Source organism: Thalassobius sp. MITS945101 (genome assembly GCF_047123305.1).
Classification (GTDB): Bacteria; Pseudomonadota; Alphaproteobacteria; order Rhodobacterales; family Rhodobacteraceae; genus Thalassobius.
Genome location: NZ_CP138918.1, coordinates 1710626 through 1736982, shown reverse-complemented (window position 1 = coordinate 1736982; position 26357 = coordinate 1710626). Strand labels below are relative to the sequence as shown.

Sequence of the window (26357 nt, the reverse complement as noted above, 5' to 3'; positions counted from 1 at the left end):
TCGGTTTTTCAACATTTAGCCTTAATTTTGCCCCCTTGCCCGTGGCATACCCTAATCAAAAGCCAAATCGCGCCGTTCTGAGAGGAGATAACTCTGCTTTAAGACGAGTGCATTATTTCTGGGGCGAGCAGGAGCGCATAGGCCCATATGCTTGAGTTTGAAAACGTCAGTAAGTCCTTCTGGACCGGAACTCAGCGCAAGGTGATCCTTGAAAAGGTCTCCTTCCGGGTGGAGCTTGGCCAATCGCTGGGCATTTTGGCGCCAAACGGGACCGGCAAGACGACGCTGATCAACATGATGGCCGGATTGGAAAAACCGGACGAAGGTGTGATCCGCCGGGGTTGCCGCGTATCTTTTCCGCTGGGGTTCATGGGCGGTGTTGTGGGAAAACACTCTGCCGTGGAAAACAGCCGTTATATCGCCCGTCTCTATGGTTTGGACCCAGACTATGTTGAGGCCTTCTGCCGCTGGCTTTGTGGGCTTGGCGAATACTTCGACCAGCCGCTTGGCACCTATAGCCAAGGGATGCGTGCCCGGTTTTCCTTTGCGCTGCTTCTGGCGCTGGATTTCGACCTTTACCTGATCGATGAAGGCATGCCCGGATCGACCGATGTGGAGTTCAACAAAAAGGCGGGGGATATTCTGCGCGACCGACTGCAGAACACCACCGTGATCATCGTCTCGCACCAAGCGCAGACGTTACAGAGATTTGCCCGTTCAGCGGCCGTCCTGATGAGCGGCAAGCTGCACATGTTTGACACCTTGGAAGAAGCGAAACAGCTCTATGACTACGAAACCCAAGGCTAAGAAGTTCCGTATCCGTCGCGGGGGCAACGCCCCGCAGGCCGAGGTTCCCGAAGGCGGTGCCGCGCCCCAGCAGGCTGCGCCCGCCCAGGCCGTTCCTAAACAGGCTGCTCCGAAACAGACTGAACCGGCCCCTGTTTCACCGGCGCCCGTTTCACCGGCCCGCCCCGCCCGTTCGGCCACGGCCAAACCTGCGGCAAATGATGCGCCAGTGAATGTGCTGCGTGCAGCGAAACAGGCCCAGCAAACACAACCCGCGCCGAGCGACGCGCAGAGCCTTGCGGACATTGCCGCCCGACGTCAGGCACAGCAACGGGCACAGCAACAGGCCCCCCAACAGGCGCCGCAACACCCCGCCAATCCGGCGCAACCTGACGCCGCCCGTCGTCCTGTCGCCCCGCGTCAGGCCGCAGCCAAAGCCCCACCCACGCCCGAGCAGATTGCCCAGGCCCAAGCCGCCATGCAGGCTCAGGCTCAGGCTCAGGCTCAGGCTCAGGCTCAGGCTGTTGCACAACAGCAGGCAGCACAACAGCAAGCCGCCCAGAAACAGGCGGCCTTGCAGGGGATGGTGTCTTCGCCCCAGGAAACCTCGGTCGACCAGCAGATCGATGCCATCCGCAACGAGGGCCTGACCGGTCGACAGCTGCGCATCGCCCGTCGCGCCGCACAGAAACATGGCCTGGCCGCCACCTCGGATTTTGACGCTGTACGCCTGTTGCGCGCCAATGGCATTGACCCGTTCAAACGCTCTAGCATGCTGGAGCTGGCCATCCCGCAGGGCCAGGACGAAGCTGGCCAGGATGCCATCAACAACCAACTGCCGCAGACGGTGCAGCAGGGGCAGACAAACCTGCCATCCACCGAAATGGCCCCCTCCGAACGCCGCACACAGGAAATCATGGAGATCCAGAAGGACATCGCCCGCCGTCGTCGGCGCAAGATGACCCTGCTGCTGACCCGTCTGGCCTTCTTTGTAATGCTGCCGACGCTGATTGTGGGCTGGTATTTCTATTTCATCGCCACGCCGCTTTATGCCACCAAATCCGAATTCCTTGTGCTGCAGGCCGATTCCACCGGTGGCTCAGGGCTTGGCGGGTTGCTGTCGGGCACCCAGTTTGCCACCAACCAGGATGCGATTGCAGTGCAGAAATTCCTGACCTCCCGCGACGCCATGCTGCGGCTGGACGCCGATTTGGGCTACCGCTCGCACTTCAGTGAGCCGCAAATCGACCCGATCAAACGGCTGGAACCCGACGCTTCGCAGGAAGATGCCTACAAGCTTTACAAACGGTACGTGAAGATCGGCTATGACCCGACCGAAGGGGTGATCCACATGGAAGTGGTTGCCACCGATGCCGCAACTTCCGCCGCCTATTCGGAACATCTGATTTCCTATGCAGAGGAAAAGGTTGATGAACTGTCCCGCCGCAAACGGGAAGACCAGATGCGCGAAGCCTCCTCCAGCCTGGAACAAGCCAAGAAAGAGCGCCAGGCAGCCCAACAGCACCTGGTTGAGCTGCAAGAAGGCACCCTGTTGGATCCGCAAGGCGAAATGGCGGGGATCCGTGCCCTGATCAACAACGTGGAACTGCAACTGCAGGACAAAGAACTGCAGCTGCAAACCCAGCTGAACAACCCGCGCCCCAACCGCCCCAAAGTCGCTGCACTGGAAACCGAAGTGCGCCTGCTGCGGGCCGAGTTGGACCGCCAGAACGCCCGTCTGAACGATGCGGCAACCGGCGACACCTCGCTGGCGGCCAAGGCCGCGCAAATCCAAATGGCGCAGGCGGACCTCGCCACGGCGGACCTGTTCCTGCAATCCGCGTTGCAGAACGAAAAACAAACCGCGCTAGAGGCCAACCGTCAGGTCCGTTACCTGACCACGGCTGTGAACCCGGTGGCGCCCGATGCCGCGACCTACCCGCGCGCCTTTGAAAACACCATTCTGGCGTTTCTGGTGATGGCAGGGGTCTATCTGATGATTTCCCTGACCGCCTCGATCCTGCGCGAACAGGTCTCGACCTAAATCCAGCCGCCTCTCCTACCTATCAGGTCAGGAGAGGCCGCTTCTGGCACTGGCCTTTCGCCAGTTGGTTTGTTGAAACGTAACATTTTTCTCGGCATAACTGCTGCAGTGAGCGCCCCGTGGGACGCGCCCCAAGGAAACCCTTTTCGAAGCGAGTGATTCTGTGACCAAACCTCTTCCTGACGTGACCCCGAACACCTGGGACTTTCTCAAGCTGCCGATGATCAAACCCACGGGCTTCCGTGAATATGATGCGCGCTGGAAGTTCCCCGATGAGATCAACCTGCCCGGCATGACCGCGCTGGGTCTGGGCATTGGCACCCAGATGCGCCTGCACGGGCTGGAACCGGTGATCGCCGTGGGCAACGATTATCGCGACTACTCGCTGTCGATCAAAAACGCGCTGGTGGTTGGTCTGATGCAGGCTGGCATCCAGGTCAAAGACATCGGCCCCTGCATCACCCCGATGGCCTATTTCAGCCAGTTCCATCTGGACGCGCCCGCCGTGGCGATGGTCACCGCCTCGCACAATCCAAACGGCTGGACCGGTGTCAAAATGGGCTTCCAGCGCCCGCTGACCCACGGCCCTGATGAAATGGGTGAGCTGAAGGACATTGTGCTGAACGGCAAGGGACAGCCCCATGAGGGCGGCACCTATGAATTCGTCGATTGCGTCTGGGACGCCTATATGGATGACCTGGTTGGGGATTTCAAAATGTCCCGCAAGCTGAAAGTCGTCTGCGCCTCCGGCAATGGCACCGCCGCCGCCTTTGGTCCTGCGTTGTTTGAACGGCTGGGCGTTGAAATGGTCGATAGCCACAACCGGCTGGATTACACTTTCCCCAACTACAACCCAAACCCCGAAGCGATGGAAATGCTGCATGACATGTCAGACAGCGTGAAGGCCTCGGGCGCGGATTTTGCGCTTGGCTTTGACGGCGATGGCGACCGCTGCGGCGTGGTGGATGATGAAGGGGAAGAGATTTTTGCCGATAAGGTGGGTGTCATCATGGCCCGCGATCTGGCCAAGCTTTACCCTGGTTCCACCTTTGTAGCGGATGTGAAATCCACCGGCCTCTTTGCCTCGGACCCCGAGCTGCAAAAGCACAACATCAAAGCTGACTACTGGAAAACCGGTCACAGCCACATGAAACGCCGGGTCCACGCCCTGGGTGCACTGGCGGGTTTTGAAAAGTCCGGCCATTACTTCCTGTCCGGTGACATTGGCCGCGGCTATGACGACGGCATGCGCGTCGCCGTGGAAATCTGCAAGCTGATGGATCGCAACCCCGACATGAAGATGTCGGACCTGCGCAAGGCACTGCCGAAAACCTGGTCCACCCCCACCATGTCGCCCTATTGCGCTGACACAGAGAAATACGACGTGCTGGAACGTCTGGTCGCCAAGCTGGTGGCCAAGGCCGATGCGGGTGAACCCTTTGCCGGTAAGGCCATCAAAGAGGTGGTGACCGTGAACGGCGCCCGGGTGATCCTGGAAAACGGTTCCTGGGGGCTGGTGCGCGCCTCCTCCAACACACCCAATCTGGTGGTGGTCTGCGAAAGCAGCGACAGCGACGCCGAAATGCGCGCCATCTTCGCCGAGATCGACGCCGTCATCAAAACCGAACCGCTGGTTGGCGACTACGATCAGACGATCTGATCGGCGCTGGTTTTGCGCGTTCTTTGGGTCATTCTCGCCCTGATTTTCCTGGCGGCCGCCTTTGCGCCGCCCTCGCTCTCCTTGGCCCTAGAGAGGTTGCCGCGCCCCGCCCTGCTGGGGGCGGCGGCATTCTCGTTGCTGGTCTGGGGCATAGCTCATGTCAAAGCCCGCCGGTCACGCCAGCGCAAACCGATCCTTATAGATGGTTCCAACGTCCTGCATTGGCGCAACGGTGAACCCGACCTCGTGCTGGTGAAACAGCTGGTGCAAACCCTGGCCCAGGCGGGCTATGCGCCGGGCGTCGTTTTTGACGCCAATGTCGGCTATAAAATTTCAGACCGGTTTGTGAATGACACCCGCCTCGCCAAAATGCTGGACCTGCCCGTCGCACAGGTCATGGTGTCGCCCAAAGGGGTTCCTGCCGATCCCTTCCTGCTGGAGGCCGCCCGCGATACCGGTGCGGCAATCGTCACCAACGACCGCTTTCGTGACTGGCAGGAAGAGTTCCCCGATACCGCCAATGCCGCCCGACTGATCCGCGGCGGTTTCAAAGACGGCGCACTCTATCTGGAACCATAGGTCCCCGCGCCGTAGTCCTGGGCTGACTACAAAACAAAGGCCACCTCTTGGTGGGGTGACCTTTCATCGATCCGAAAAATACTCTGGGGTGAATGGGGCCATTCCAAATGGCTCCAGAGGGGCAAAGCCCCTCCCCGCCCCAAGGTCGCAGGCGCTCAGGCCAGCCCACGTCCCTTCAGCAGCGCCTTAACCCCAGGCATCCGCCCCCGGAACGCCACATAAAGATCCTCGGCCTCTTTGGACCCGCCGGTAGACAGGATATTCGCCTCCAGCGCCTTGGCCTTTTCTGGATCGAACGGCCCTCCGGCCTCTTCAAAGGCGGCAAAGGCATCTGCGTCCATCACCTCTGACCACATGTAGCTATAATAGCCCGAGGAATAGCCGTCCCCAGCAAAAACATGGGCAAAATGCGGCGTCGCATGGCGCATGGCGATCTGTTTCGGCATGCCGAGCCCCGCCAGAACCTCCGCCTGTTTCGCCATCGGATCCGCCGGGACCTCCCCCCGATGAAACGCCAGATCCACCATGGCGGAGGCCACATATTCCACCGTCTGGAACCCCTGATCAAAATTGGCCGCGCCCAGCACCTTCTCCAGCATCGCGGCCGGCATCGCCTCGCCGGTCTCAGCATGGGTGGCAAATTCCTGCAGCACCTCAGGCACTTCCAGCCAGTGTTCATAAAGCTGGCTTGGCAGTTCCACAAAGTCCCGCGCCACCGAGGTGCCGGAAATGCTTTCATAGGTCACATTGGACAGCATCTGATGCAGCGCGTGGCCAAATTCATGGAACAGCGTGCGCGCATCATCATAAGACAGAAGCGCGGGGTCGCCCTTGGCGAAGTTGCACACATTCATCACCACCGGTGCCTGCACCTTGGGGAACCGCGCCTGCGCTCGCATCGCCGAACACCAGGCCCCCGACCGTTTCGAGCCGCGGGCGAAATAATCGCCAATAAACACCGCCACATGTTCCCCGTTTCGGGTCACCTCCCAGGCGCGGCAATCTTCATGATAAAGCGGCACATCCAGCGGCGCGAACTCCAGACCAAACAGGCGATTGGCACAGGCAAATGAAGCCTCGATCATCCGTTCCAGCTGCAGGTAGGGCTTCAGCTCCGCCTCATCCAGATCATGTTCCGCCTTGCGGCGTTTGGCAGCATAATAGTGCCAATCCCAGGCCTCCAGATCGCCGTTGATCCCGTCGGCATGCATCATCGCCGCCAGCACCTTGGCATCCTCTTCGGCACGGGCCTTGGCTGGTTGCCAAACGGCTTCCAGCAGCTCTGCAACCCGGTCAGGGGTCTTGGCCATTTCGGTCTCCAGCTTGTAGCTGGCGAAATCTTCATAACCCAGAAGCTGCGCCCGTTCCTGCCGCAACGCCAACACCTCGCCCGCGTTGGCACGGTTGTCATTGGCATTGCCATTGGCGCCCCGGGCGACATAGGCCTGATAAGCTTTTTCGCGCAGATCCCGGCGGGTGGAGAACTGCAGGAACGGGGTGATGATCGACCGGCCCGTGGTGACGACAGGTCCGGCCGCGCCCTTTTCAGAACCCGCCGCACGCATGGCCTCCACAGCAAAATCGGGCAAACCGTCCAGATCTTCTTCACCCAGTTCCATGAACCACTCGCGCTCATCAGCCAAAAGATTCTGCATGAACGCGGTACCCAGCGTCGCCAAACGGCCCTTGATTTCCCCCATGCGGGCATCCTCGAGCCCCTCCAGTGCCGCGCCAGACCGGACAAAACCGCGATGGGTCAGCATCAAGACACGGGCCTGCTCTGCTGACAGGCCCAGATCATCCCGCCGCGCCCAAAGATCTGCAAGTCGCGCAAACAGCGCCTTATTGGACGAGATCGCCGCGAAATGCGCCGCCATCTTGGGGGAAAAATCGCGCTGCAACGCTTCCCGCACCGGATTGCTGTCGGCACCTGCAACGGTGAAAAACACCGACAAGACCTTGTCCAATGCGCCGCCCGCCGCCTCTAGGGCCTCAACGGTGTTGGCAAAGGTCGGCGCTTCGGCGTTGCCGGCAATCGCCGCAATCTCGGCGTTATGAGCCTCTAGCGCGTCGGCAAAGGCGGGGGCGAAATGAGCGTCTTCGATCAGATCAAAGGGGGCGATTTCAAATGGGGTGGTCCAGTCGGACAGCAACGGATTGGTCATGGAGATCTCCTTTGACAGGCAAGCTATGCCTGCCACCGGCAATCGTCCAGTGGCCTCACGTAATTGCGTGCGCGCTTTCTTCTTGGAAGAAATATCCTGGGGTGAATGTGGTCATTGCAAATGACCGCAGAGGGGCAATGCCCCTACCCCAATACCGGGGTCGCGCAACCGTCCTGCTGCCGGTGTCAGCCGAAATCCTTGCGGCGCATGTGTCGCTCCAGACGACGCAGCAGCAATGACAAACCAATCGTCATCGTCAGATAAATGAGCGCCACCACATTGTAGGTCTCGAAATAGCGGAAATTGCTAGCGGCCGTGACCTTACCCAGCTGTGTCACGTCCAGCACCCCCAGCACCGACACCAGTGAGGAATCCTTGACCAGCGCGACGAAATCATTGCCCAGCGGCGGCAGGATGGTGCGGATCGCCTGCGGGAACACCACCAGCCGGAAGCGCTGCCAACGGCTAAGGCCCAGAGCCTGTGCGGCCTCGATCTGGCCCTTGTCGACTGACTGCAGACCGGCGCGGAACACTTCGGAAATGAAGGCGCTATAGGCAACCATCAGCGCGATGATGGCCCGCCACAGCAGCGGGAACTGGCGGGTGCGGATCGGGTCCAACCCCAGAAGATTGGCCAGATAATTGTAAAACTCCACCAAAGCCGGCGCGAGGGCGAAGGCCACATAGAGCAGCAGCACAATGATCGGCACGCCGCGCACCACTTCGACATAGAAACGGCAGAGCTGGCGGATCACCAGGTACTTTGATCCCGCCCCCACAGCCAGCAACAGCCCCAGCCCCGAGGCCAGCACAAAGCTCACCAGCGTCACAAAGATTGTCAGCCGAACACCTTTTGTCAGGGTGCCCAGGATCTGCACATAAAGGTCATCACTGACCACCTGCCAACCAAGGTAAACGCCAATCGCCAGCACCACGACCAACCACCAGGGAAAGTCCTCTTTGTTTTCGCGGATCGGGCCCATGTCGCCTGCCTTTCAGAAAAATCCCCGACGCGCGCTTGGCGGCCGGGGATCTGTCGTCGCTGTCGTCGGACCTTACTGGCCCAGTTTATACTCGAGGAACCACTTGGTGTTCAGCCCTTCCAGCGTGCCGTCTGCCTCCATCGAGGCGATGGCTGCATTGATCGGTGCAACAAGGTCCGAGCCTTTTGGGAAGATGAAGCCGAAATCTTCGGTGCCCAGCGGCTCGCCGACGATCTTCAGGCCACCGTTGGAGGCTTCGACATAGCCGTTTGCGGCAGTGCTGTCGGACAGGGCCAGATCCACATCGCCAACGCGCAGCGCCTGCACTGCAGCCCCGAAGGTTTCAAACAGGGTGATGCGCGGGTTGGCTTCATTGCCGTCCAGAATGTCATAGACGGTCACATAAAACGGTGTGGTGCCGGGCTGCGCCCCGGCCAACAGGTCGGCATTGGCGGCAAAACTTTTGGCATCATCAAAACGGGTCTCATCCCCTGCCACGATCATACGCATCTGCGAGGTCAGGTATTTGTCGGAGAAGTCGACCTTCTCTTTGCGGTCCTCACGGATGGTGATGCCAGTCATCCCTAGGTCAAATTGGCCCTCGGACACAGCAGGGATCATCGCGTCCCAGCTGATGTTTTCGTAAACCACAGTGATGTTGATGCGCTTGGCGATCTCGGCCATGGCGTCATATTCCCAGCCGATCGCCTCACCGGTCGAAGGATCGACAAACTGCAGCGGCGGGTAGGCGTTTTCGGTGACAACCACCACTTCTTTACCACCAAGATCCGGCAGATCTGCGGCCATAGCGGTGGAGGTCAGGCCCAGCGCGGCCACCATCGACAGAACAAATTTCATCTCAAATCCTCTCTCAAGTCAGGCCGAAACCGGTCCGGCGTCCGTAACTGTTTTAGCGATAACAGCGCCGCACTCAACCACCCGTTTTGCCACAAATCGGGCAATCATCGCGTGGATGTACCGTGAATTTACGGGTTTCGCCCCATAAAGCGTCATAAATCATCATTTCCCCGCGCAAGACCGATCCGGCGCGGGTGATCAGCTTCATACATTCCACCGCCATCATCGTGCCAATCACCCCGGGCAGCGGCGCAATCACCCCAGCTTCAGCGCAGCTGGGCGCCAGCCCCGCAGCGGGCGCTTCGGGGAAAACACATTGGTAACAGGGGCCGCCTTTTTGGGGGTGGAAGACGCTCACTTGCCCCTCCCACTGCGACAAAGCGCCAGAAATCAGCGGCTTGCCCTGTTCAACACAGATCCGGTTGGCCAGATAGCGGGTGTCGAAATTATCGGTGCCATCCAGAACAATGTCATACTCTGCAAACAGATCTGCAGCCGTCTCGGCCTCCAACCTGCGTTGGTAAGGGCGCACCTCGATGAACGGGTTCTGCGCCTTCATGGCTTTCTCGGCAGAGAACACCTTGGGCAGGCCGATATCGGCATCGTTGTGGATCACCTGCCGCTGCAGGTTGGAGTTATCGACCTCATCGTCATCAATCACCCCGATGGTGCCCACCCCTGCCGCGGCCAGATACAGCAATGCAGGGGAGCCAAGGCCGCCTGCGCCGATCACCAGCACTTTGGCATTCTTCAGCCGTTTCTGGCCCGCACCGCCCACTTCACGCATGATGATATGGCGGGCGTAGCGGTTCAGCTCTGTCTCGGAAAACGTTGGCTTGGGCTTGTCGTCAGAAGCCTCTGCCGCCTCAGTCGCAACCCGCGCTTTCAACTTGCCCAGACCCATCCGGTAAACCCAGACCAGCACAGCCGCCCCTGCCAGCAGCAACCACAGCGCCGCCGAGCCACCGGTTGCTTCGCGCAACGCATGGCCATCCGGCAAGGTCAGCTGCAACAGCACCACCGCCAGCCACAGCAGGGCCAGCATCAAACGCACCATCATCTTGGGGGCGTGCAGCAGATGCCCAATGCCCCAAATCAGCGCCGCCAGTGCCAGTACCAGAAACATCGCTCGCCTCTCCCTTGCTTACCCGCGCCCGGTAGAGCCAAAGCCGCCAGCACCACGCGCCGTGTCTTCCAGATCTTCCACCACCGCAAAGGAGGCCATAACCACCGGCGCAACAATCATCTGCGCGATGCGGTCGCCGTGATTAATCTGGAAAGCCTCCTGACCGGCATTCATGACAATGACGCCCAGTGGGCCGCGATAATCGCTGTCGATGGTGCCGGGGCTGTTGGGCAAAGTGATGCCATGTTTCAGCGCCAGCCCGGACCGGGGCCGCAGCTGCACCTCATAGCCTGCGGGGATCGCCATGCGCAGCCCTGTCGGCACCAAGGCACGTGCCCCCGGCGCCAATTCCAGCCCCGCCTCACGCAGATCAGGGCCAAAGTTCGCCCGCAGATCCGCGCCCGCCGCCCCTTGGGTGGCATAGGCTGGCAGGCCCAAAGTTGTGTCCGCCTCCGGCAGCCAGCTCAACGCTATTTCAACCATGTTCACGCTCTTTCAATGATCCCAAATACTCTCGCCGAAGGCATTTGCCTTCACCCCTGCAGCGCTGCAGCGATCCGTTCTGCCAGTTTCACAGCCACCGCATCCTTGCCCATGCGCGGCCAGGCCTCTGATCCGGTCTCTGAAATCAGGGTCACGGCGTTTTCATTGCCGCCCATAATCCCGGTCTCGGGGCTGACGTCATTGGCAACGATCCAGTCACAGCCCTTGCGCTGCCGTTTGGCCGTTGCGTTGGCGATGACGTCATCCGTTTCAGCGGCAAAGCCCACCACCAGCGGCGGGCGCCCTGCCTCCAGCTGGCTGATCGTGGCCAGAATGTCGGGGTTTTCGGCAAATTCCAGTACCGGCAGCTTGCCGTTCTGCTTCTTGATCTTCGAGCCTGAGGCCGAGGCAACACGCCAATCCGCCACCGCAGCCGCAAAGACACCGGCATCCACCGGCAGGGCGGCCTCTACTGCCGTGAGCATGTCATTTGCACTCTCAACCCGGTGCAGTTCAACCCCTTCGGGCGGTGCGACATCTGCGGGACCGGTCACAAAAACCACCTCTGCCCCCAGCGCCATCAGCGCCTTGGCAATGGCCGTGCCCTGCGCCCCAGACGAACGGTTGGCAATATAGCGCACGGGATCAATCGGTTCATGGGTCGGACCTGAGGTCACCAGCACCCGTTTGCCTTTGAGCGGCCCGTTGGACAGGGCCGCCTCGATACCAGCCAGAATTTCCATAGGCTCGACCATCCGGCCGGGCCCATATTCGCCACAGGCCATGTCGCCCTCATTCGGGCCCAACACCGTGATCCTGTCACCTTGCAGCAGGGCAAGATTGCGCTGGGTGGCCGGATGCTCCCACATGCGCACATTCATTGCAGGCGCGATCATCACCGGCGTGTCCGTCGCCAGCAACAGCGTCGAGGCCAGATCGTTCGCCTGCCCCTGCGCCATCTTTGCCATCAGGTCGGCTGTCGCCGGGGCGACCACCACCAGGTCCGCCACACGGGACAGCTGGATATGGCCCATCTCAGCCTCATCGGTCAGATCGAAGAGGTCGGTGTAAACCTTCTCCCCAGCCAGTGAGCCGATGGTCAGAGGGGTGACAAATTCCTGCGCCGCTTTGGTCAGAACCGGCGTGACCGAGGCCCCACGCTCGCGCAGGCGGCGGATCAGCTCGGGCAATTTGAAGGCTGCGATCCCGCCGCCGATAATCAACAAAATGCGTTTGCCGTTCAGCATCCTATCCCCCGCATGACCGCTGCATTCACTTCGGCCGACAGTAGGGTGATGGGGGACGGAGGACAAGGGCAGCCCGTGTGCTGCCCGCTAGCGAAATGCGTCGCAGGGATCACCCCGATCGACGCCCGCAGCATCAGCATGGACGTCAAATACACCTGTGGCTGGTATGCCCTCCTCCCCCTGCCCCAGCGCGACCACGGTCAGGTCGGGCTGCACCACCCGGATTAGTGCCGTTGCACCCCAATCTGTGCGGGCATGGCCGTTGCCGGTGATTATCACCACCGGCCCGCCAGTTTCGGTGAACGCTGCAACCGCCGCCCGCGCCAGATGGGCATCACGCAGGCGTTGCAGATCCACCATCATCGGCAGCATGTCCTCTGGCAAAGCACCGCAATGCGCATCCGCCTGCAGCTGAAGCCGCGCTTCTTGCTGGGCCACTGGCAGTGGGCTTGTCAGGCCGAAGGCGGCGGCTTCTGCCCCAAAACTAGCCACCACCCCGTCCGACATGGCCGCCCGTGCCGCCGCACGCGGCAACCCGGCCCCGTAAAGCACCGCATCCGGGGCCCCCGCAAAGATCGGGGCATAAAGATCAAACGCCGGCCAGCCGGTTTCAGCCCAGCCCAGCGCCGCCGCCAATCCCGCCATATCCTGATGATCCGCCCCTGCCGCCGCAACCTGTGCTTCGGTCAACATCTCAAAGACCAGAGCTTTCGGCGCAATCAGTGTGGTCAAACGCGCCTGCTCCAGATGGTGAGCAGGGTTGTCATGCACCTCTCCCAGAACGGCGATGTCAACGCCGTTCCAAACAGCATCCGCCGCCCCTTCTGCAAGGAGCGGCGGGGCCACGGTTGTATAAATTGTCAAAGCAGTCAGTGCTGCAAACGCTGTGTTCAAAATCCTCATAGGAGGAGTTCTTGCACCTCTTCGCTCTCGGCTTCCAGTTGTTTGCGCATTTTTTTCAGCGCCGCAGCTTCCAGCTGACGCACCCGTTCTTTGGACAGGCCCAATTCCTTGCCAAGGGATTCCAATGTCCGCACAGGTTCCTTCAGCTTGCGCTCGCGAATGATGAACTGTTCGCGTTCATTCAAACGACCCACCGCATCGGTCAGCCAATCCCGCAGAGCCTTGCGGTCGTGGCGATCCTCCACAATCTCGGCCGCTTGTTCAGAACTGTCTTCCAGCGTGTCGATCCACTCCCGCCCTTCATCTTCAGAGCTTTGCGTGGCGTTGAGAGAGAAGTCACTGCCTGACAGCCGCCCCTCCATCATCTCCACATCGTGGATCGGCACGCCGATCTCCATCGAGATGGCCTGACGCATCTGATGACGATCCAAGGCCTCGCCGCGCGAAAACGCTTCACGTTCCAGCCGCGCCTGAACCCGACGCATGTTGAAAAACAGCGACTTCTGCGAAGAGGTCGAGCCGGTACGCACCATCGACCAGTTGCGCATCACATAGTCCTGAATGGAGGCTTTGATCCACCAGACCGCGTAGGTCGAAAACCGCACGCCACGGTCCGGATCAAACTTATCCGCCGCCTTCATCAACCCCAGCCCAGCCTCTTGGATGAGGTCGTTCATTGGGGCGCCGTATCGTTTAAACTTGGCCGCCATTGAGATCGCGAGACGCATATAGGCGTTGATCAAACGATGCAGCGCCGCTTCGTCCCGGTTGTCACGCCAGGCATATGCCAGTTGTCTTTCCGTCTCTGCGTCCAGCAATTCGGCTTTCATCGCCTTGCGGGACAGTGAGAGGTCCTTGGGTGAATCGAGTGCCATGACATTCCCCCATATCTGAGACGCACGTTTCAATTCTGTGCGCCTTGTTATGATAGACGCAGGAGTGCTACGCACCGCAAGGTGTGACGGATCACAAAAAGGTGTAACTTTGATGCTGGAAAAGCTGACTTTGGTGCTGGGCGGCGCCGCCTCGGGCAAGTCTGTTTGGGCGGAAAACGCCGTGATTCAAAGCGGTTATGACAAGATCTACCTGGCCACGTCACAGGCCTGGGACGCTGAAATGAAAGCGAAAATCGAAAAGCACATTTTGCAGCGCGGCGACGGTTGGCAAACCGTCGAGGCGCCACTGGACCTCACGCCAGCGTTGGCGGCTGTGAAGAAAAAACAGGTGGTGCTGCTGGACTGCGCCACCATGTGGCTGACAAATCACCTGCTGGCAGATCATGATGTTCAGACCGAAACCAAACGTTTGCTGAAGGCGATCCGCAATTGTAAGGGCCGGGTTGTGGTGGTCTCCAATGAAGTTGGCATGTCGGTGGTGCCGGAAAACGCGCTCGCCCGCCGCTTCCGCGAAGAACAAGGCACCCTGAACCAGATCCTCGCGGCAGAGGCCGACACCGTTGTTGCAGTCATGGCAGGCCTGCCCCTGGCGCTGAAAGGATCCCTGACATGAGCCGTTTTTTCTGGGTCCGCCACGGTCCAACCCATGCCAAAACAATGGTCGGCTGGTCCGATATCCCTGCGGATCTGTCGGACACCGGCCTGATTGCGCGGGTGGATGCCCACCTGCCGCAGGGGGCATTGGTGATCTCCTCGGACCTGCACCGTGCCCGCGCCACAGCGGATGCCCTCCAAGGGGACCGCGAACGTCTGCCACATGAACCCGACCTGCGCGAAATCCACTTTGGCGACTGGGAACTGAAACGTTTTGATGAGGTCGAGGACGAAGCCCACATCCGTCGTTTCTGGGAAAACCCCGGCGACGTGCGCCCCCCCAATGGCGAAAGCTGGCACGCGGTTGCCGCCCGTGTGGATCGCGCCGCCGCCCGGTTGCTGGCGGCCCACCCCGGTCGCGATATCATCGCGGTTGCCCATTTTGGGGCCATCCTGACGCAGGTGCAGCAAGCGTTGCAAATAGGCGCTTACGAGGCCTTTGCCCATAAGATCGACAACCTGTCTGTGACCGAACTGCATTGGGATCAGAACCGTTGGCACAGTCGCGGCATCAATCAACTTCTGTGATGAAATTTCGTCACAATTATTCATTTCCGTGATTTAACGCCTACGCGTACCCTGCCCCTAACCGGGACAGGAGACGCATATGACCTACGAGATCTTCATTGGCGACCGCACGTTTTCAAGCTGGTCGCTGCGCGGCTGGCTGATGTTGGAAAAATTTGGAATGCCGTTCAAAACCAGCACGCTCAGCCTTTACGATGGTAGTTTTCGCGCCGCATTGGAGCCGCTGGCTCCAGCCCGTCTGGTGCCTGTACTGCGCTGCGCAGATGGCACGGTGATTGGCGAAACCCTCGCCATTGCAGAAGAGCTGAACAGCCGCCACCCCGAAGCCCAGATGTGGCCCGCAGATCCCAAGGCCCGCGCCTTTGCCCGCTGGATCTCGGCGGAAATGCACGCAGGCTTTATGGCGCTGCGCAGCGAATGCCCGATGCAGCTGGAACATACCTACTTGGATTTCCCGGTCTCGGAAGAGGTGCAGGCCGATCTGGACCGGATCGAAGATCTCTGGACCCGCGCCCGCAGCTCTTTCGGTGCAGAGGGGCCTTGGTTGTTTGGCCACTACTCGCTAGCAGATGCGTTCTACGCGCCCATCGCGGCCCGGATCGCCGGCCATGGTCTGCCCGTTGGCACGTTGGCCCAAGCCTATGTGGACACCACACTGGCCGATCCCGCATTCCGCCGCTGGCGCGCCCTAGGCCTGACCCGCAGCTACGATCCCTCCCCCTACCCGATGGGCCACGCCCGCACAGACTGGGCTGGCCCCAAAGTACTGCCTGCCCGCGCCGTCGCCGAAGGCCCCTCGGTCAACGCCAACTGCCCCTATTCGGGCAAACCGGTGCAGGACTATCTAGAACTTGACGGCACAGTCTATGGGCTTTGCAATCCAACCTGCCGCGACAAAACCGTATATGACGCCGCCGCGTGGCCCGCCTTTACCGCACTGGTCGCCGAACATTCCGACGCTTAAAGCGCGCCGTTAACCTTTCGGTAATCCCCTGTTGGTTAATCTCTTGGCAACCAACAGGGGGAAAAATGGTTGCACGCGCCTACACCGTCGCTTTCGAAGGCGTCACCGCCCGCACGGTGGAGGTGCAATGCGCCCTGTCGCAGGGCTTGCCCAACTTCTCCATCGTCGGCCTGCCGGACAAGGCGGTGTCGGAGGCGCGGGATAGGGTGCGGGCGGCGCTCAACGCTTTGGCCATCGCACTGCCCTCCAAACGGATCACGGTGAACCTGTCGCCTGCCGACTTGCCGAAAGAAGGCTCCCACTTCGATCTGCCCATCGCGATGGCCTTGCTTGCCGCGCTGGAGATTATCCCTGCCGACGCGGTGGAGGCGATCACTGCACTTGGCGAACTCTCTCTTGACGGTTCGCTGGTCCCTGTCATCGGTGCCCTGCCCGCCGCCATGCGCGCCGCAGAAGAGGACCGCGCCCTGTTATGCCCCCGCGCCTCGGGCGCCGAGGCCGCCTGGGTTGGTGCTTGCCAAGTTATTGCTGCGAATGGGCTTTCTGACATCCTGCGTCACTTCACCGGCCAGTCCCCCCTCACACCCGCCGAACCCGGCGAGGTGCTGACGGACACCGGTGCCCGCTGCCTGCGCGACGTCAAAGGCCAGGAACGGGCCAAACGCGCCTTGGAAATTGCTGCAGCCGGGCGTCACCATCTGCTGATGTCCGGTCCACCGGGGTCGGGCAAATCCATGTTGTCGTCCCGCCTGCCCGGCATCCTGCCGCCGCTGAGCCCGGCTGAGGCACTGGAAACTTCAATGATCCACTCGCTCGCGGGCTTGCTGGAAGAAGGCGGCATTTCCCGCAGCCGCCCGTTCCGCGAACCGCATCACACCGCTTCAATGGCCGCCATTGTCGGCGGCGGCCGCAACGCCAAACCGGGGGAAATCTCACTTGCCCACAATGGGGTGCTGTTCATGGATGAGTTCCCCGAGTTCAACCGCTCCGTGCTGGAAACCCTACGCCAGCCTGTGGAATCCGGCGAGGTTGTGATCAGCCGCGCCAACGCCCATGTCACCTACCCCTGCCGGTTTATGCTGGTTGCCGCCGCCAATCCCTGCCGTTGCGGTTTCCTGACCGATCCCGCCCGTGCCTGCAACCGCGCGCCCGCCTGCGGCGACGACTACATGGGCCGGATCAGCGGACCGCTGCTGGACCGTTTCGACCTGCGGCTGAAAGTGCCCCCCGTCGCCTACACCGACCTTGATCTGCCGGCCTCCGGCGCCACCTCCGCAGAGGTTCAAGAACGGGTCGCGGCCGCCCGTGCCCTGCAACATGCGCGGTTCGACGGTCACGACACAATCCACCTGAACTCTGACGCCGAAGGCCGCGCGCTGGAAGACGTCGCGACACCTGACAGCGAAGGTAAGGCTTTGATTGCAAAGGCCGCCGAGCGGTTTGGCCTGTCCGCCCGTGGCTATCACCGCGTCCTGAGGGTGGCCCGCACAATCGCTGATCTCGATGGGTCTGCCTCCGTCCGTCGCCCCCACATCGCCGAGGCCATCAGCTACCGCCTGATGACAGCCGCCCCGTCCTAACCGTCAGCCAGAAACCGCGATGTGGCCCGAATGGCCTGCCGCGCCTCTGGGAACCACCCATCAAAAATCTGCCAGACATGCGGCGCACCGGCCCATTCCTGCAAGGTGACCGTCGCATCTTGAGCCCGTAAATGCTCCGCCATCCGCCGCGCATCATCCCGCAGGATTTCACCGTCCGAAACCTGCAACAACACCGGCGGGCAATTGGGAAAAGACGCGAACAAAGGCGAGGCGCGGGGATCCTCCGCCGCCAGATCCCCTAAAACCATCTCGCTCAACTCATGCACCCGTTCCGGCGGAAAGAAATGATCCCGCCCACCGTTTTCCACCACCGACGCCCCGCTGAAGGTCTGATCGCAAAACGGTGACCAGGCAAAGGCCGCAGCTGGGGGTGTGCCACGCAGACATAGCGCTGACAAAAGCGACAGCGCCAATCCACCGCCAGCACTGTCGCCGCCAATGACGATGTCCTGTGCCGCATACCCCCGCGCGACAAGCTCGTAGTAGGCGGCCAACGCATCGTCCAAAGCGGCTGGCAACGGGTGTTCAGGGGCCAGCCGGTAACGGGGCAGAAAGGCGCGCATTCCCGTCATCCGACACAGGCGCGCCACCATCTGGGCATGGGTTTCCGGGCTGCCCGCGATATAGCCACCGCCATGGAGATAGAGCAAAACCTGGCGGGATGTGACCCGCCCTGCGGAGACCCAAAGCCCGCCTGGCGGGGCCTCCGTCCGGATCACGCAGGCATGTGGGACCGGCCGGAATGTCCGTCGCGCCGCCCGTTCAAACCGCTGACGCATCTGGGCAGGGTCGCTGGCGCGGCGCATCATCGGACGCACAGACAGGCGCATCGCTGCGCCCATCAGGGTCATTTGCCAGCTCAAAGACCTAGCCGCGCTGCGCGGCGACGCGGGTTTCAATCGCCTGCCAGATCTTTTCGGCAGTGTTGGTGCCGTCAAAGCGCTCCAGCTCTTGAATGCCGGTGGGCGAGGTCACGTTGATTTCTGTCAGGTAATCGCCAATCACGTCAATGCCGACAAACACCTGCCCTTTTTCCCGCAACAGAGGGCCGATCCGTTCGCAGATCTCCAGATCCCGTGCGCTCAACCCAATCTTCTCCGGCCGGCCGCCCACATGCATGTTCGAGCGCGTCTCGCCCGCTTGCGGCACCCGGTTGATCGCCCCGACAGGTTCGCCATCCACAAGGATCACCCGCTTGTCGCCATGGGAGACATCCGGCAGGAATTTCTGGGCAATCAAAGGCTCACGACTGAAACCGGTGAACAGCTCATGCAGCGAGGACAGGTTGCGGTCGCTTTCGGTCAAACGAAACACCCCGGCGCCACCGTTGCCGTAGAGCGGCTTCAGGATGATATCGCCGTGTTTGTCCTTGAAGTTGCGGATGGTCTGCAGATCCCGCGCAATTGTGGTCGGCGGCGTCAGATCGGGGAAATCCAGCACCAGCAGTTTTTCCGGATAATTGCGGACCCAGAACGGATCATTCACCACCAATGTCTGCGGGTGGATCCGCTCCAGCAGATGGGTGGTGGTGATGTAGAACATGTCAAACGGCGGATCTTGACGCAGCCAGACCACGTCAAATGTCGATAGGTCCACCTCCTGTTCTTCACCCAGTTGATAGTGGTCCCCTTCCACCCGTTGCACGGTCAGCGGCCAGCCGCGTGCAACAACCCTGCCCTCCTGATAAGAGAGCCGGTCAGGGGTGTAATAGAACAACTCATGCCCGCGTTCCTGCGCTTCCAACGCGATGCGGAAAGAACTGTCTGCGTTGATATCGATCGGACCGATCGGATCCATCTGAAAGGCAATTTTCATATCTGCCACCTGTTCTGGCCAGTGCAAGCTGGTCTTGGACGTCGGAAAAACTCTCCGAATACATGACCCAAGCCCGCGCCAGTGGCAAACGGCATTTCTGTCTATCTATGCACAGTCATCTGCTTTTTCGGAAATATCATTTCGCGGCTACCAGCCACACAGTGCAGCCTCCAGAACTTTGATCTGGCCATGCCGGTCGACCAGCGCGACGTCAAATCGCATGTCGGTCAGTTCACCCGCGCCGCAAAATCCAAGGTATTCCTGCCCTGCCCGCATGATGCGGTCTGCCTGGCGACGTGTCAGCGCCTCCAGCGCCCGGTCAAAGCTGCTGGATTTCTTCACCTCAACAAAAACATACCCCGCGCCATGGCGAAAAATCAGATCGATTTCCCCCGCTTTGCCCCGCCAGCGCACCTCAGCAAGGTCATAGCCACGGCGCAGATAGTCCGCCACAACCTGATCTTCCGCTGCAAGCCCAGACAGATAGGCCATTTGTCCCCGTGCTTGGCGCGCCCGGTTTGGCGGACGGGCTGCGGCCGGTGCCTGAGGCCGTTGCAAGTCAAAACAGAGCTGGGTCATGCATACCCCGATCAACCCTGAGCCAGCGACAGGGCCATTTGATAGATTTTGCGCCGTTTGATGCCGGTTTTTTCCGCCAGAACATCGGAGGCATCGCGCACCGACATCGTGTCCAGCATGGCACGAAGTTCCTCTTCTAAATCAACTTCCTGAATTTTCGGTAAACGGCGCCGGTCGATCACAACAACAATTTCACCCTTCAGGGTGCGTTCGGCGCAAACCTCTGACAATTCGACCAAATTGCCGCGAATGACCTCTTCGAATTTCTTTGTCAATTCACGGCAAACAGCCGCCTCTCGGTCTTCCCCCAGCACCTCAGCGGCGTCTTTCAGCATCGCGGCCACCCTCTTGGGACTTTCGTAATACGCCACCGTGGCCGGCACTTCCGCCAATTCTTCCAACGCTTTGCGACGTGCCCCTTTGGCATTGGGCAAAAAACCCGCAAACATAAAGCGGTCCGTCGGCAAGCCAGCCAGTGTCAGGGCGGTCACCACCGCCGAAGGTCCAGGGGCAGAGATCACATCGTGCCCTGCCTCGCGCGCCGCACGCGCCAGATCAAACCCCGGGTCGGCCACCATCGGTGTGCCCGCTTCCGAGGCATAGGCAAGCGATTTGCCGTCTGCCAGCAGCTCCAGCAGACGCGGCCGCATCTGGCCGCCGTTGTGATCGTGATAGGACAGCACTGGCCGATCACCCAGCGGGACGCCGTGGATCTCCATCAGCCGTTTCAGACTCCGGGTATCTTCGGCCACCAGAACGTCCACCGAGGCCAGAATATCCAGCGCCCTCAGCGTAATATCGCGGGCGGTGCCGATGGGTGTGGCGATGAGGTAGACACCGGGGGCAAGTTTCTTGGGTTGCAGATTCAGCACTGGACCCGCCTTTTCCTGTGATTATTATCGGGAGCAACGTATATACTGCCCCCATTTCCCGGCCCCGAAGGAGCCCTTTACCCAATGTTCGCCGTTTTCCGCAGCGCCCGCAAGGCAATCGCCCCCGTTTTCGCCGCCCTTTCCGTGACCGCTTTGGTGGCCTGTGTGCCTGCCACAACGGGGGGGCCTTCGATCAACACCTCCAAACCGGTGCCCGTCGCCCTGCTGGTGCCCGGCGGCAGTGAGAACACCGGCGACAACATTCTGGCACAGAGCCTGCAAAACGCAGCACGGCTGGCGATCAATGATCTGGAAGGCGTGAACATCGACCTGCGGATCTACAACACCGCGGGCGACGCGGGTCAGGCCGCGGCACAGGCCACAGCGGCAGTGCAGGACGGGGCCAAGATTATCCTTGGTCCGGTGTATTCGGCCTCAGCCAATGCGGCTGCGGTGGCCGTTGCACCGCGTGGGGTGAATGTTCTGTCCTTCTCCAACAACACGGCGATTGCAGGGGGCAACCTTTTCATTCTGGGGCCAACCTTTGACAACACCGCCGACCGGCTGATCCGGTTTGCCGCGTCGCAGGGCAAGGGCAATGTTGTCATTGCCCATGACAATTCCGAAGCGGGCCAGGTGGCGCAGGCGGCCATTTCCGGCGCCATCAGCCGCACCAGCGGCGCCTCGCTGAAAGAATCCGTGCCCTATGAGCGGTCGCAACAGGGTGTGATCCAGGCGATCCCGACCATCCGCTCGGCTGTTGCCGGCGGGGCCAGCTCGGTCTTCCTGACTGCAGGTTCTGAGGGCGCACTGCCTTTGCTGACCCAGCTGCTGGATGAATCCGGTGTTGATCCTTCGGAGACTCAATACATCGGTCTGACCCGCTGGGACGTGCCGCCGCAGACGCTGGAACTGCCCGGCGTGCAGGGCGGCTGGTTCGCCACACCTGATCCGACCATGACCCAGCGCTTCAGCGATCGTTACGCCGCCGCCTTTGGCGGGGCGCCCCATTCCATCGGTGGGCTGGCCTATGACGGTATCGCCGCTATTGGCGCACTGGTGCAAGCGGGCAATCGCGAAGCGCTGACCGCTTCGGCGCTGACCCAAGGTGCAGGGTTTCAGGGTGTGAACGGTATTTTCCGCCTGCGCGGTAATGGCACCAATGAGCGTGGGCTGGCCGTGGCGCAGATCCAGGAAAAGCGTGTGGTGATCATCAGCGCGGCGCCACGCAGCTTTGGCGGGACGGGCTTCTAAGCCCGCCCCACCCTTCGCTCTACTCCGGCTCCAGAAGAAGGCCCCCAGATGCTGACCCTCCCCAACGCGCCGGACAAGCTGATTTGCCCGGCCAGTGACATCTTTGATCTGGCAACGATTGGCGCAGCGGTTGAGGCCGCTGCCACCGAACATCAAGACGAAGGCGCCCTGCGTTCGGCCGTGGTGCAAATCCTGCTAAAAGCGCGCAAGGAGGGGATGACCACCATCGCTGCCGCCTTTGCCGACGCGCCCTTTGCGGCGCGCCCCACCACCCGCGCCTATACCTGGCTGACCGACTGTCTGGTGGTCACGGCCAAATACGTCGCCACCCAGCATATGCACCCCAACTCAGCCGCCACCGACGAAGACCGGCTGAGCCTGCTGGCGGTCGGCGGCTATGGCCGCGGTGAGATGGCGCCGCATTCCGACGTGGATCTCTTGTTCCTGACACCGAAACAGATCACCCCCTGGGCGGAGCGGGCGATTGAATCGATGCTCTATATCCTGTGGGATCTGCGGCTGAAGGTCGGTCATGCTTCGCGCACGGTGCGCGACTGCCTGAAACTGGGGCGCGAAGATTTCACCATCCGCACCGCATTGATGGAACACCGCTATCTGACCGGGGATGCCGAACTGCCGAAGAAACTGGCCAAACGGCTGACCGCGGAGCTGTTCAAAGGCACTGCGGCGGAGTTTATCGAGGCCAAGCTGGAAGAGCGCGACGCCCGTCACGAACGTCAGGGCGGTCAGCGCTATGTGGTGGAGCCAAACGTCAAAGAGGGCAAAGGCTGCCTGCGCGACCTGCAATCGCTGTTCTGGATTGCCAAATACGTCCATAACGTCCGCAACGTGAAAGAACTGGTGAAGCTCAAGGTCTTTAACGAGGACGAGTTTCAGCTGTTCAAACGGGCCGAGGATTTCCTTTGGGCCGTGCGTTGTCATCTGCATCTGATCACCAACCGGCCCTCGGACCAGCTGAACTTTGACCTGCAGGTCGAGGTTGCGGCGCGCATGGGCTATGAGGACAAGGACGGCCGCCGCGCGGTAGAGCATTTCATGCAGGAATACTTCCGCAATGCCACCGCCACCGGCGATCTGACCCGGATCTTCCTGACCAAACTGGAAGCGATGCACGTCAAGAACGAGCCGCTGCTGCAACGGATTTTTCGCCGTAACCCGCGCGTCAAGAAGGGCTATAAGGTGGTTCACAACCGTCTGGCGGTGGACAATGAGAAGGCCTTCCTTGCTGACAAGCTGAACCTGCTACGTCTGTTCGAAGAGGCGCTGCGCACCGGTATGTTGATCCATCCTGACGCAATGCGTCTGGTCTCGGCCAACCTTGATCTGATCGACGACGAGATGCGCAACGACAAAGAGGCGCGGCGGCAGTTTCTGGATCTGATGCTCAAACACGGCAACCCGGAACGCGCCCTGCGCCGGATGAACGAGCTGGGGGTGCTGGCGGCCTTTATCCCCGAGTTCGAGCCCATTGTGGCGATGATGCAGTTCAACATGTATCACCACTATACCGTGGACGAACACACCATTCAGTGCATCCGCACCCTGTCGCAGATCGAACATGGCGACCTGATCGAAGAGCTGCCGCTGGTCTCGGGCATCCTGAAAGAAGGGGTGAACCGCAAAGTGATCTATGTCGCCCTTTTGCTGCATGATATCGGCAAAGGGCGGGACGAGGACCACTCGATCCTCGGGGCGAAAATCGCCCGGAAAGTGGCCCCACGGCTGGGTCTGTCGAAGTCCGAGGTTGAGACCGTGGAGTGGTTGGTGCGCTATCACCTGCTGATGTCGGACATGGCGCAGAAACGCGACATCTCCGACCCGCGCACCCTGCGTGACTTTGCCAAGGCGGTGAAAACCCGCAAGCGGCTGGATCTGCTGACGGTGCTAACTGTCTGCGACATCCGCGGCGTTGGACCGGACACTTGGAACAATTGGAAGGCCGTGCTGATCCGCCAATTGCACCGCGACACCGCACAGGCGTTGGAACACGGGCTGGAAGAAGTGAACCGCGAAAACCGTGGGGCGGAGGCGCGCAAACTGCTGCGGGAACGGCTGTCGGATTGGGAAAGCGCCAAGCTGCGGTCCGAGACCAGCCGACATTATCCGCCTTACTGGCAGGGGCTGGACACCAACACCCACGAGGTCTTTGCCAAGCTTCTGCGCGATATCCCCGATGATGAGGTGCGGATCGACCTGCACCCGGACGTGGACCGCGACGCCACCCGCGCCTGTTTTGCCATGATCGACCACCCCGGCATCTTTTCCCGGCTCAGCGGCGCGCTGGCCTTGGTTGGGGCCAATGTTGTGGACGCCCGCACCTATACCTCCAAGGATGGCTATGCGACCGCCGTTTTCTGGATCCAGGATGCCGATGGGCACCCCTATGAAGAGGCCCGCCTGCCGCGTCTGACTCAGATGATCCACAAGATCCTGCTGGGCGAGGTCAAAGCCACCGAAGCGATGAAATCGCGTGACAAGATCAAGAAACGCGAACGGGCCTTCCGGGTTCCAACCTCGATCACCTTCGACAACGAAGGGTCAGATATCTACACCATCATCGAGGTGGACACCCGCGACCGCCCCGGCCTGCTGTTCGATCTGACCCGCACCCTAGCCAACAACAACGTCTACATCGCCTCTGCCGTGATCGCGACCTATGGCGAGCAGGTGGTCGACAGCTTCTATGTGAAAGACATGTTCGGGCTGAAGTTCCATTCGTCCCCGCGCCAGAAGCAGCTGGAAAAGAAACTGCGCGAAGCCATCACCAAAGGCGCGGAAAGGGCTCATTCGTGAAACCGATCCGCCTGATTTCGGGCTTTCTGACCGTTGGCGTCTGGACCTTGTTGAGCCGCATCCTGGGGTTTGTGCGCGATGCGATGATCCTGGCCTATCTGGGCACCGGCCCCGCCTATGAAGCCTTTGTGGTGGCGTTCCGCCTGCCCAATATGTTCCGCCGCTTCTTTGCCGAGGGCGCGTTCAACATGGCCTTCATCCCGCAGTATTCCAAACGGCTGGAAGGCGACGAGGATGCCGATGGCTTTGCCTCGCAGGCGTTCAGCGGTCTGGCGACGGTGCTGATCGTGCTGACCCTTGTGGCGCAGCTGACCATGCCCTGGCTGGTCTACGCGCTGGCCTCGGGCTTTGCCGGACAGGACCAGTTTGACCTGTCGGTGGTCTTTGGCCGGATCGCCTTCCCTTACATCCTGTTCATCTCGCTGGCGGCTCTGTTGTCAGGGGTGCTGAACGCCCACGGCCGCTTCGCTGCCGCCGCCGCCGCGCCGGTGTTGCTGAACGTGTTGCTGGTGGGCGCAATGGTGACGGCCGTGCTGATGGGATGGGATGTGGCACAGGCGCTGGTCTGGATGATCCCGGTGGCCGGTGTTTCCCAGATGGCGCTGGTCTGGACGGCGGCCCGCCGTGCTGGCATGACCCTGCGACTACAACGCCCGCGCCTCAGCCCGGAAATGAAGCAGCTCATCATCATCGCGCTCCCAGCCGCGCTGGCAGGCGGGGTGGTGCAGGTGAACCTTCTGGTTGGGCAACAGGTGGCCAGCTATTTCGACCGCGCAGTGGGCTGGCTTTATGCCGCTGACCGGCTCTACCAACTGCCGCTGGGCGTGGTGGGCATCGCCATCGGTGTGGTCCTGCTGCCGGACCTGTCACGCCGCCTGAAAGCCGGTGATGAGGCCGGATCGCGCAACGCGCTTAGCCGCGCGGCTGAGATTTCTCTGGCTCTGACCATCCCCGCGGCGGTGGCACTGATCGTGGTGCCCTTCCCACTGGTCTCGGTCCTGTTCGAACGTGGTGCCATGACCTCGGATGACAGCGCCTCTATCGCGATTGCGGTGGCGATCTATGGCCTCGGGCTGCCCGCCTTTGTAGTACAGAAGATCCTGCAACCGCTGTTCTTTGCCCGCGAAGACACCAAAACCCCGTTCCGCTATGCGCTTTGGGCGATGGCCGTGAACGCGCTGGTTGCCATTGGCCTTGCGCCTTTCATCGGCTGGATCGCAGCGGCCATTGCCACCACGCTGGCAGGCTGGGCGATGGTGGCGATGCTGGCTGTAGGCGCGCGCGGCTTTGGAGCTGTAGCCCGTTTCGACAGCCGTTTCCACAGCCGCATCTGGCGCGTTGTAGCGGCCTCTTTTGCGATGGGTGCGGTGCTGTGGCTGACCAATGTGGCCCTTGCCCCCTTCCTGGGGATGGCCGGTATCCGTTATGGCGCTTTGGCCGTTTTGGTTCTTGTCGGCATGGTGAGCTATTTCGCCATCGGTCAGTTGATCGGCGCCTTCCGTCTGGCCGAGTTCAAACAAGCCATGCGTCGCGGCGGCTGATCCGC

The 26357-nt window shown here is 61.0% G+C and carries 23 protein-coding genes; 11 read left to right on the top strand and 12 right to left on the bottom strand.

Annotated elements, in window-relative coordinates:
• The first annotated feature begins 147 nt into the window (after positions 1–147).
• From SIC14_RS08770 to SIC14_RS08755, 4 genes are all read left to right on the top strand, one after another.
• Entirely contained in the window at positions 148–807 is a 660-nt protein-coding gene (locus SIC14_RS08770; protein WP_412565444.1) for an ABC transporter ATP-binding protein, read from the top strand.
• Positions 785–2830, top strand: a complete 2046-nt coding sequence (locus SIC14_RS08765; RefSeq protein ID WP_412565443.1) for a capsule biosynthesis protein — start codon at positions 785–787, stop codon at positions 2828–2830. The genes SIC14_RS08770 and SIC14_RS08765 overlap by 23 nt, the downstream gene beginning before the upstream one ends.
• 163 nt (positions 2831–2993) lie before the next feature.
• Positions 2994–4490 (top strand): phosphomannomutase/phosphoglucomutase, encoded by a 1497-nt coding sequence (locus SIC14_RS08760; protein WP_412565442.1) that lies wholly within the window; start codon positions 2994–2996, stop codon positions 4488–4490.
• A 12-nt stretch (positions 4491–4502) separates the two neighbouring features.
• The gene (locus SIC14_RS08755; protein ID WP_412565441.1) at positions 4503–5069 is read left to right on the top strand and encodes an NYN domain-containing protein; all 567 of its coding nucleotides are present in this window, start codon (positions 4503–4505) and stop codon (positions 5067–5069) included.
• Between the two features lie 155 nt (positions 5070–5224).
• Here SIC14_RS08755 and SIC14_RS08750 read toward each other — a convergent pair whose 3' ends face one another.
• The 8 genes from SIC14_RS08750 to SIC14_RS08715 form a co-directional block, all read right to left on the bottom strand.
• Entirely contained in the window at positions 5225–7234 is a 2010-nt protein-coding gene (locus SIC14_RS08750; RefSeq protein WP_412565440.1) for a M3 family metallopeptidase, read from the bottom strand.
• 185 nt (positions 7235–7419) lie between these two features.
• Entirely contained in the window at positions 7420–8217 is a 798-nt protein-coding gene (locus SIC14_RS08745) for an amino acid ABC transporter permease (protein ID WP_412565439.1), read from the bottom strand.
• Between the two features lie 72 nt (positions 8218–8289).
• Positions 8290–9075, bottom strand: a complete 786-nt coding sequence (locus tag SIC14_RS08740; protein ID WP_412565438.1) for a transporter substrate-binding domain-containing protein — start codon at positions 9073–9075, stop codon at positions 8290–8292.
• 73 nt (positions 9076–9148) lie between these two features.
• Positions 9149–10201, bottom strand: coding sequence for a HesA/MoeB/ThiF family protein (locus SIC14_RS08735; RefSeq protein ID WP_412565437.1), 1053 nt, complete (start codon positions 10199–10201; stop codon positions 9149–9151).
• Positions 10202–10219: 18 nt separating this feature from the next.
• Positions 10220–10684: a dUTP diphosphatase gene (gene dut / locus SIC14_RS08730; protein ID WP_412565436.1), complete on the bottom strand. Its 465-nt coding sequence runs from the start codon at positions 10682–10684 to the stop codon at positions 10220–10222.
• A 50-nt stretch (positions 10685–10734) separates the two neighbouring features.
• Positions 10735–11931 (bottom strand): bifunctional phosphopantothenoylcysteine decarboxylase/phosphopantothenate--cysteine ligase CoaBC, encoded by a 1197-nt coding sequence (gene coaBC / locus SIC14_RS08725; protein WP_412565435.1) that lies wholly within the window; start codon positions 11929–11931, stop codon positions 10735–10737.
• 87 nt (positions 11932–12018) lie between these two features.
• Positions 12019–12795, bottom strand: coding sequence for a ChaN family lipoprotein (locus SIC14_RS08720; RefSeq protein WP_412565434.1), 777 nt, complete (start codon positions 12793–12795; stop codon positions 12019–12021).
• A 35-nt stretch (positions 12796–12830) separates the two neighbouring features.
• Positions 12831–13709, bottom strand: a complete 879-nt coding sequence (locus SIC14_RS08715; protein ID WP_412565433.1) for an RNA polymerase factor sigma-32 — start codon at positions 13707–13709, stop codon at positions 12831–12833.
• Between the two features lie 112 nt (positions 13710–13821).
• Here SIC14_RS08715 and cobU point away from each other — a divergent pair, with 112 nt between their 5' ends.
• The 4 genes from cobU to SIC14_RS08695 all read left to right on the top strand — a co-directional run bounded on the left by cobU (position 13822) and on the right by SIC14_RS08695 (position 17456).
• Entirely contained in the window at positions 13822–14343 is a 522-nt protein-coding gene (gene cobU / locus SIC14_RS08710; RefSeq protein ID WP_412565432.1) for a bifunctional adenosylcobinamide kinase/adenosylcobinamide-phosphate guanylyltransferase, read from the top strand.
• Positions 14340–14912, top strand: a complete 573-nt coding sequence (locus tag SIC14_RS08705) for a histidine phosphatase family protein (protein WP_412565431.1) — start codon at positions 14340–14342, stop codon at positions 14910–14912. The genes cobU and SIC14_RS08705 overlap by 4 nt, the downstream gene beginning before the upstream one ends.
• A 79-nt stretch (positions 14913–14991) precedes the next feature.
• Positions 14992–15876 carry a glutathione S-transferase gene (locus SIC14_RS08700; RefSeq protein ID WP_412565430.1) on the top strand — a complete coding sequence of 295 codons (885 nt, stop codon included), beginning with the start codon at positions 14992–14994 and terminating at the stop codon, positions 15874–15876.
• Between the two features lie 65 nt (positions 15877–15941).
• Positions 15942–17456 (top strand): YifB family Mg chelatase-like AAA ATPase, encoded by a 1515-nt coding sequence (locus tag SIC14_RS08695; protein ID WP_412565429.1) that lies wholly within the window; start codon positions 15942–15944, stop codon positions 17454–17456.
• On the opposite strand, the gene SIC14_RS08690 is transcribed toward SIC14_RS08695, so the two are convergent.
• From SIC14_RS08690 to rsmI, 4 genes are all read right to left on the bottom strand, one after another.
• Positions 17453–18328, bottom strand: coding sequence for an alpha/beta hydrolase fold domain-containing protein (locus tag SIC14_RS08690; RefSeq protein ID WP_412565428.1), 876 nt, complete (start codon positions 18326–18328; stop codon positions 17453–17455). The two genes, SIC14_RS08695 and SIC14_RS08690, sit on opposite strands and share 4 nt — an antisense overlap.
• Positions 18329–18344: 16 nt before the next feature.
• Positions 18345–19292 carry a glutathione synthase gene (gshB, locus tag SIC14_RS08685; RefSeq protein WP_412565427.1) on the bottom strand — a complete coding sequence of 316 codons (948 nt, stop codon included), beginning with the start codon at positions 19290–19292 and terminating at the stop codon, positions 18345–18347.
• Positions 19293–19439: 147 nt separating this feature from the next.
• On the bottom strand, positions 19440–19784 hold the full coding sequence (locus SIC14_RS08680) for a YraN family protein (protein ID WP_412565426.1): 345 nt from the start codon (positions 19782–19784) through the stop codon (positions 19440–19442).
• Between the two features lie 98 nt (positions 19785–19882).
• Entirely contained in the window at positions 19883–20740 is an 858-nt protein-coding gene (gene rsmI / locus SIC14_RS08675; RefSeq protein WP_412565846.1) for a 16S rRNA (cytidine(1402)-2'-O)-methyltransferase, read from the bottom strand.
• An 87-nt stretch (positions 20741–20827) separates the two neighbouring features.
• On the opposite strand from rsmI, the gene SIC14_RS08670 reads away from it, so the two are divergent.
• Genes SIC14_RS08670 through murJ form a run of 3 tightly spaced genes read left to right on the top strand, consistent with a single transcriptional unit; the run spans position 20828 to position 26352 of the window.
• The gene (locus SIC14_RS08670; RefSeq protein ID WP_412565425.1) at positions 20828–21997 is read left to right on the top strand and encodes a penicillin-binding protein activator; all 1170 of its coding nucleotides are present in this window, start codon (positions 20828–20830) and stop codon (positions 21995–21997) included.
• Between the two features lie 48 nt (positions 21998–22045).
• The gene (locus tag SIC14_RS08665) at positions 22046–24811 is read left to right on the top strand and encodes a [protein-PII] uridylyltransferase (RefSeq protein ID WP_412565424.1); all 2766 of its coding nucleotides are present in this window, start codon (positions 22046–22048) and stop codon (positions 24809–24811) included.
• On the top strand, positions 24808–26352 hold the full coding sequence (gene murJ, locus SIC14_RS08660) for a murein biosynthesis integral membrane protein MurJ (RefSeq protein WP_412565423.1): 1545 nt from the start codon (positions 24808–24810) through the stop codon (positions 26350–26352). Before SIC14_RS08665 ends, murJ begins: the two co-directional genes overlap by 4 nt.
• Positions 26353–26357 lie beyond the last annotated feature (5 nt).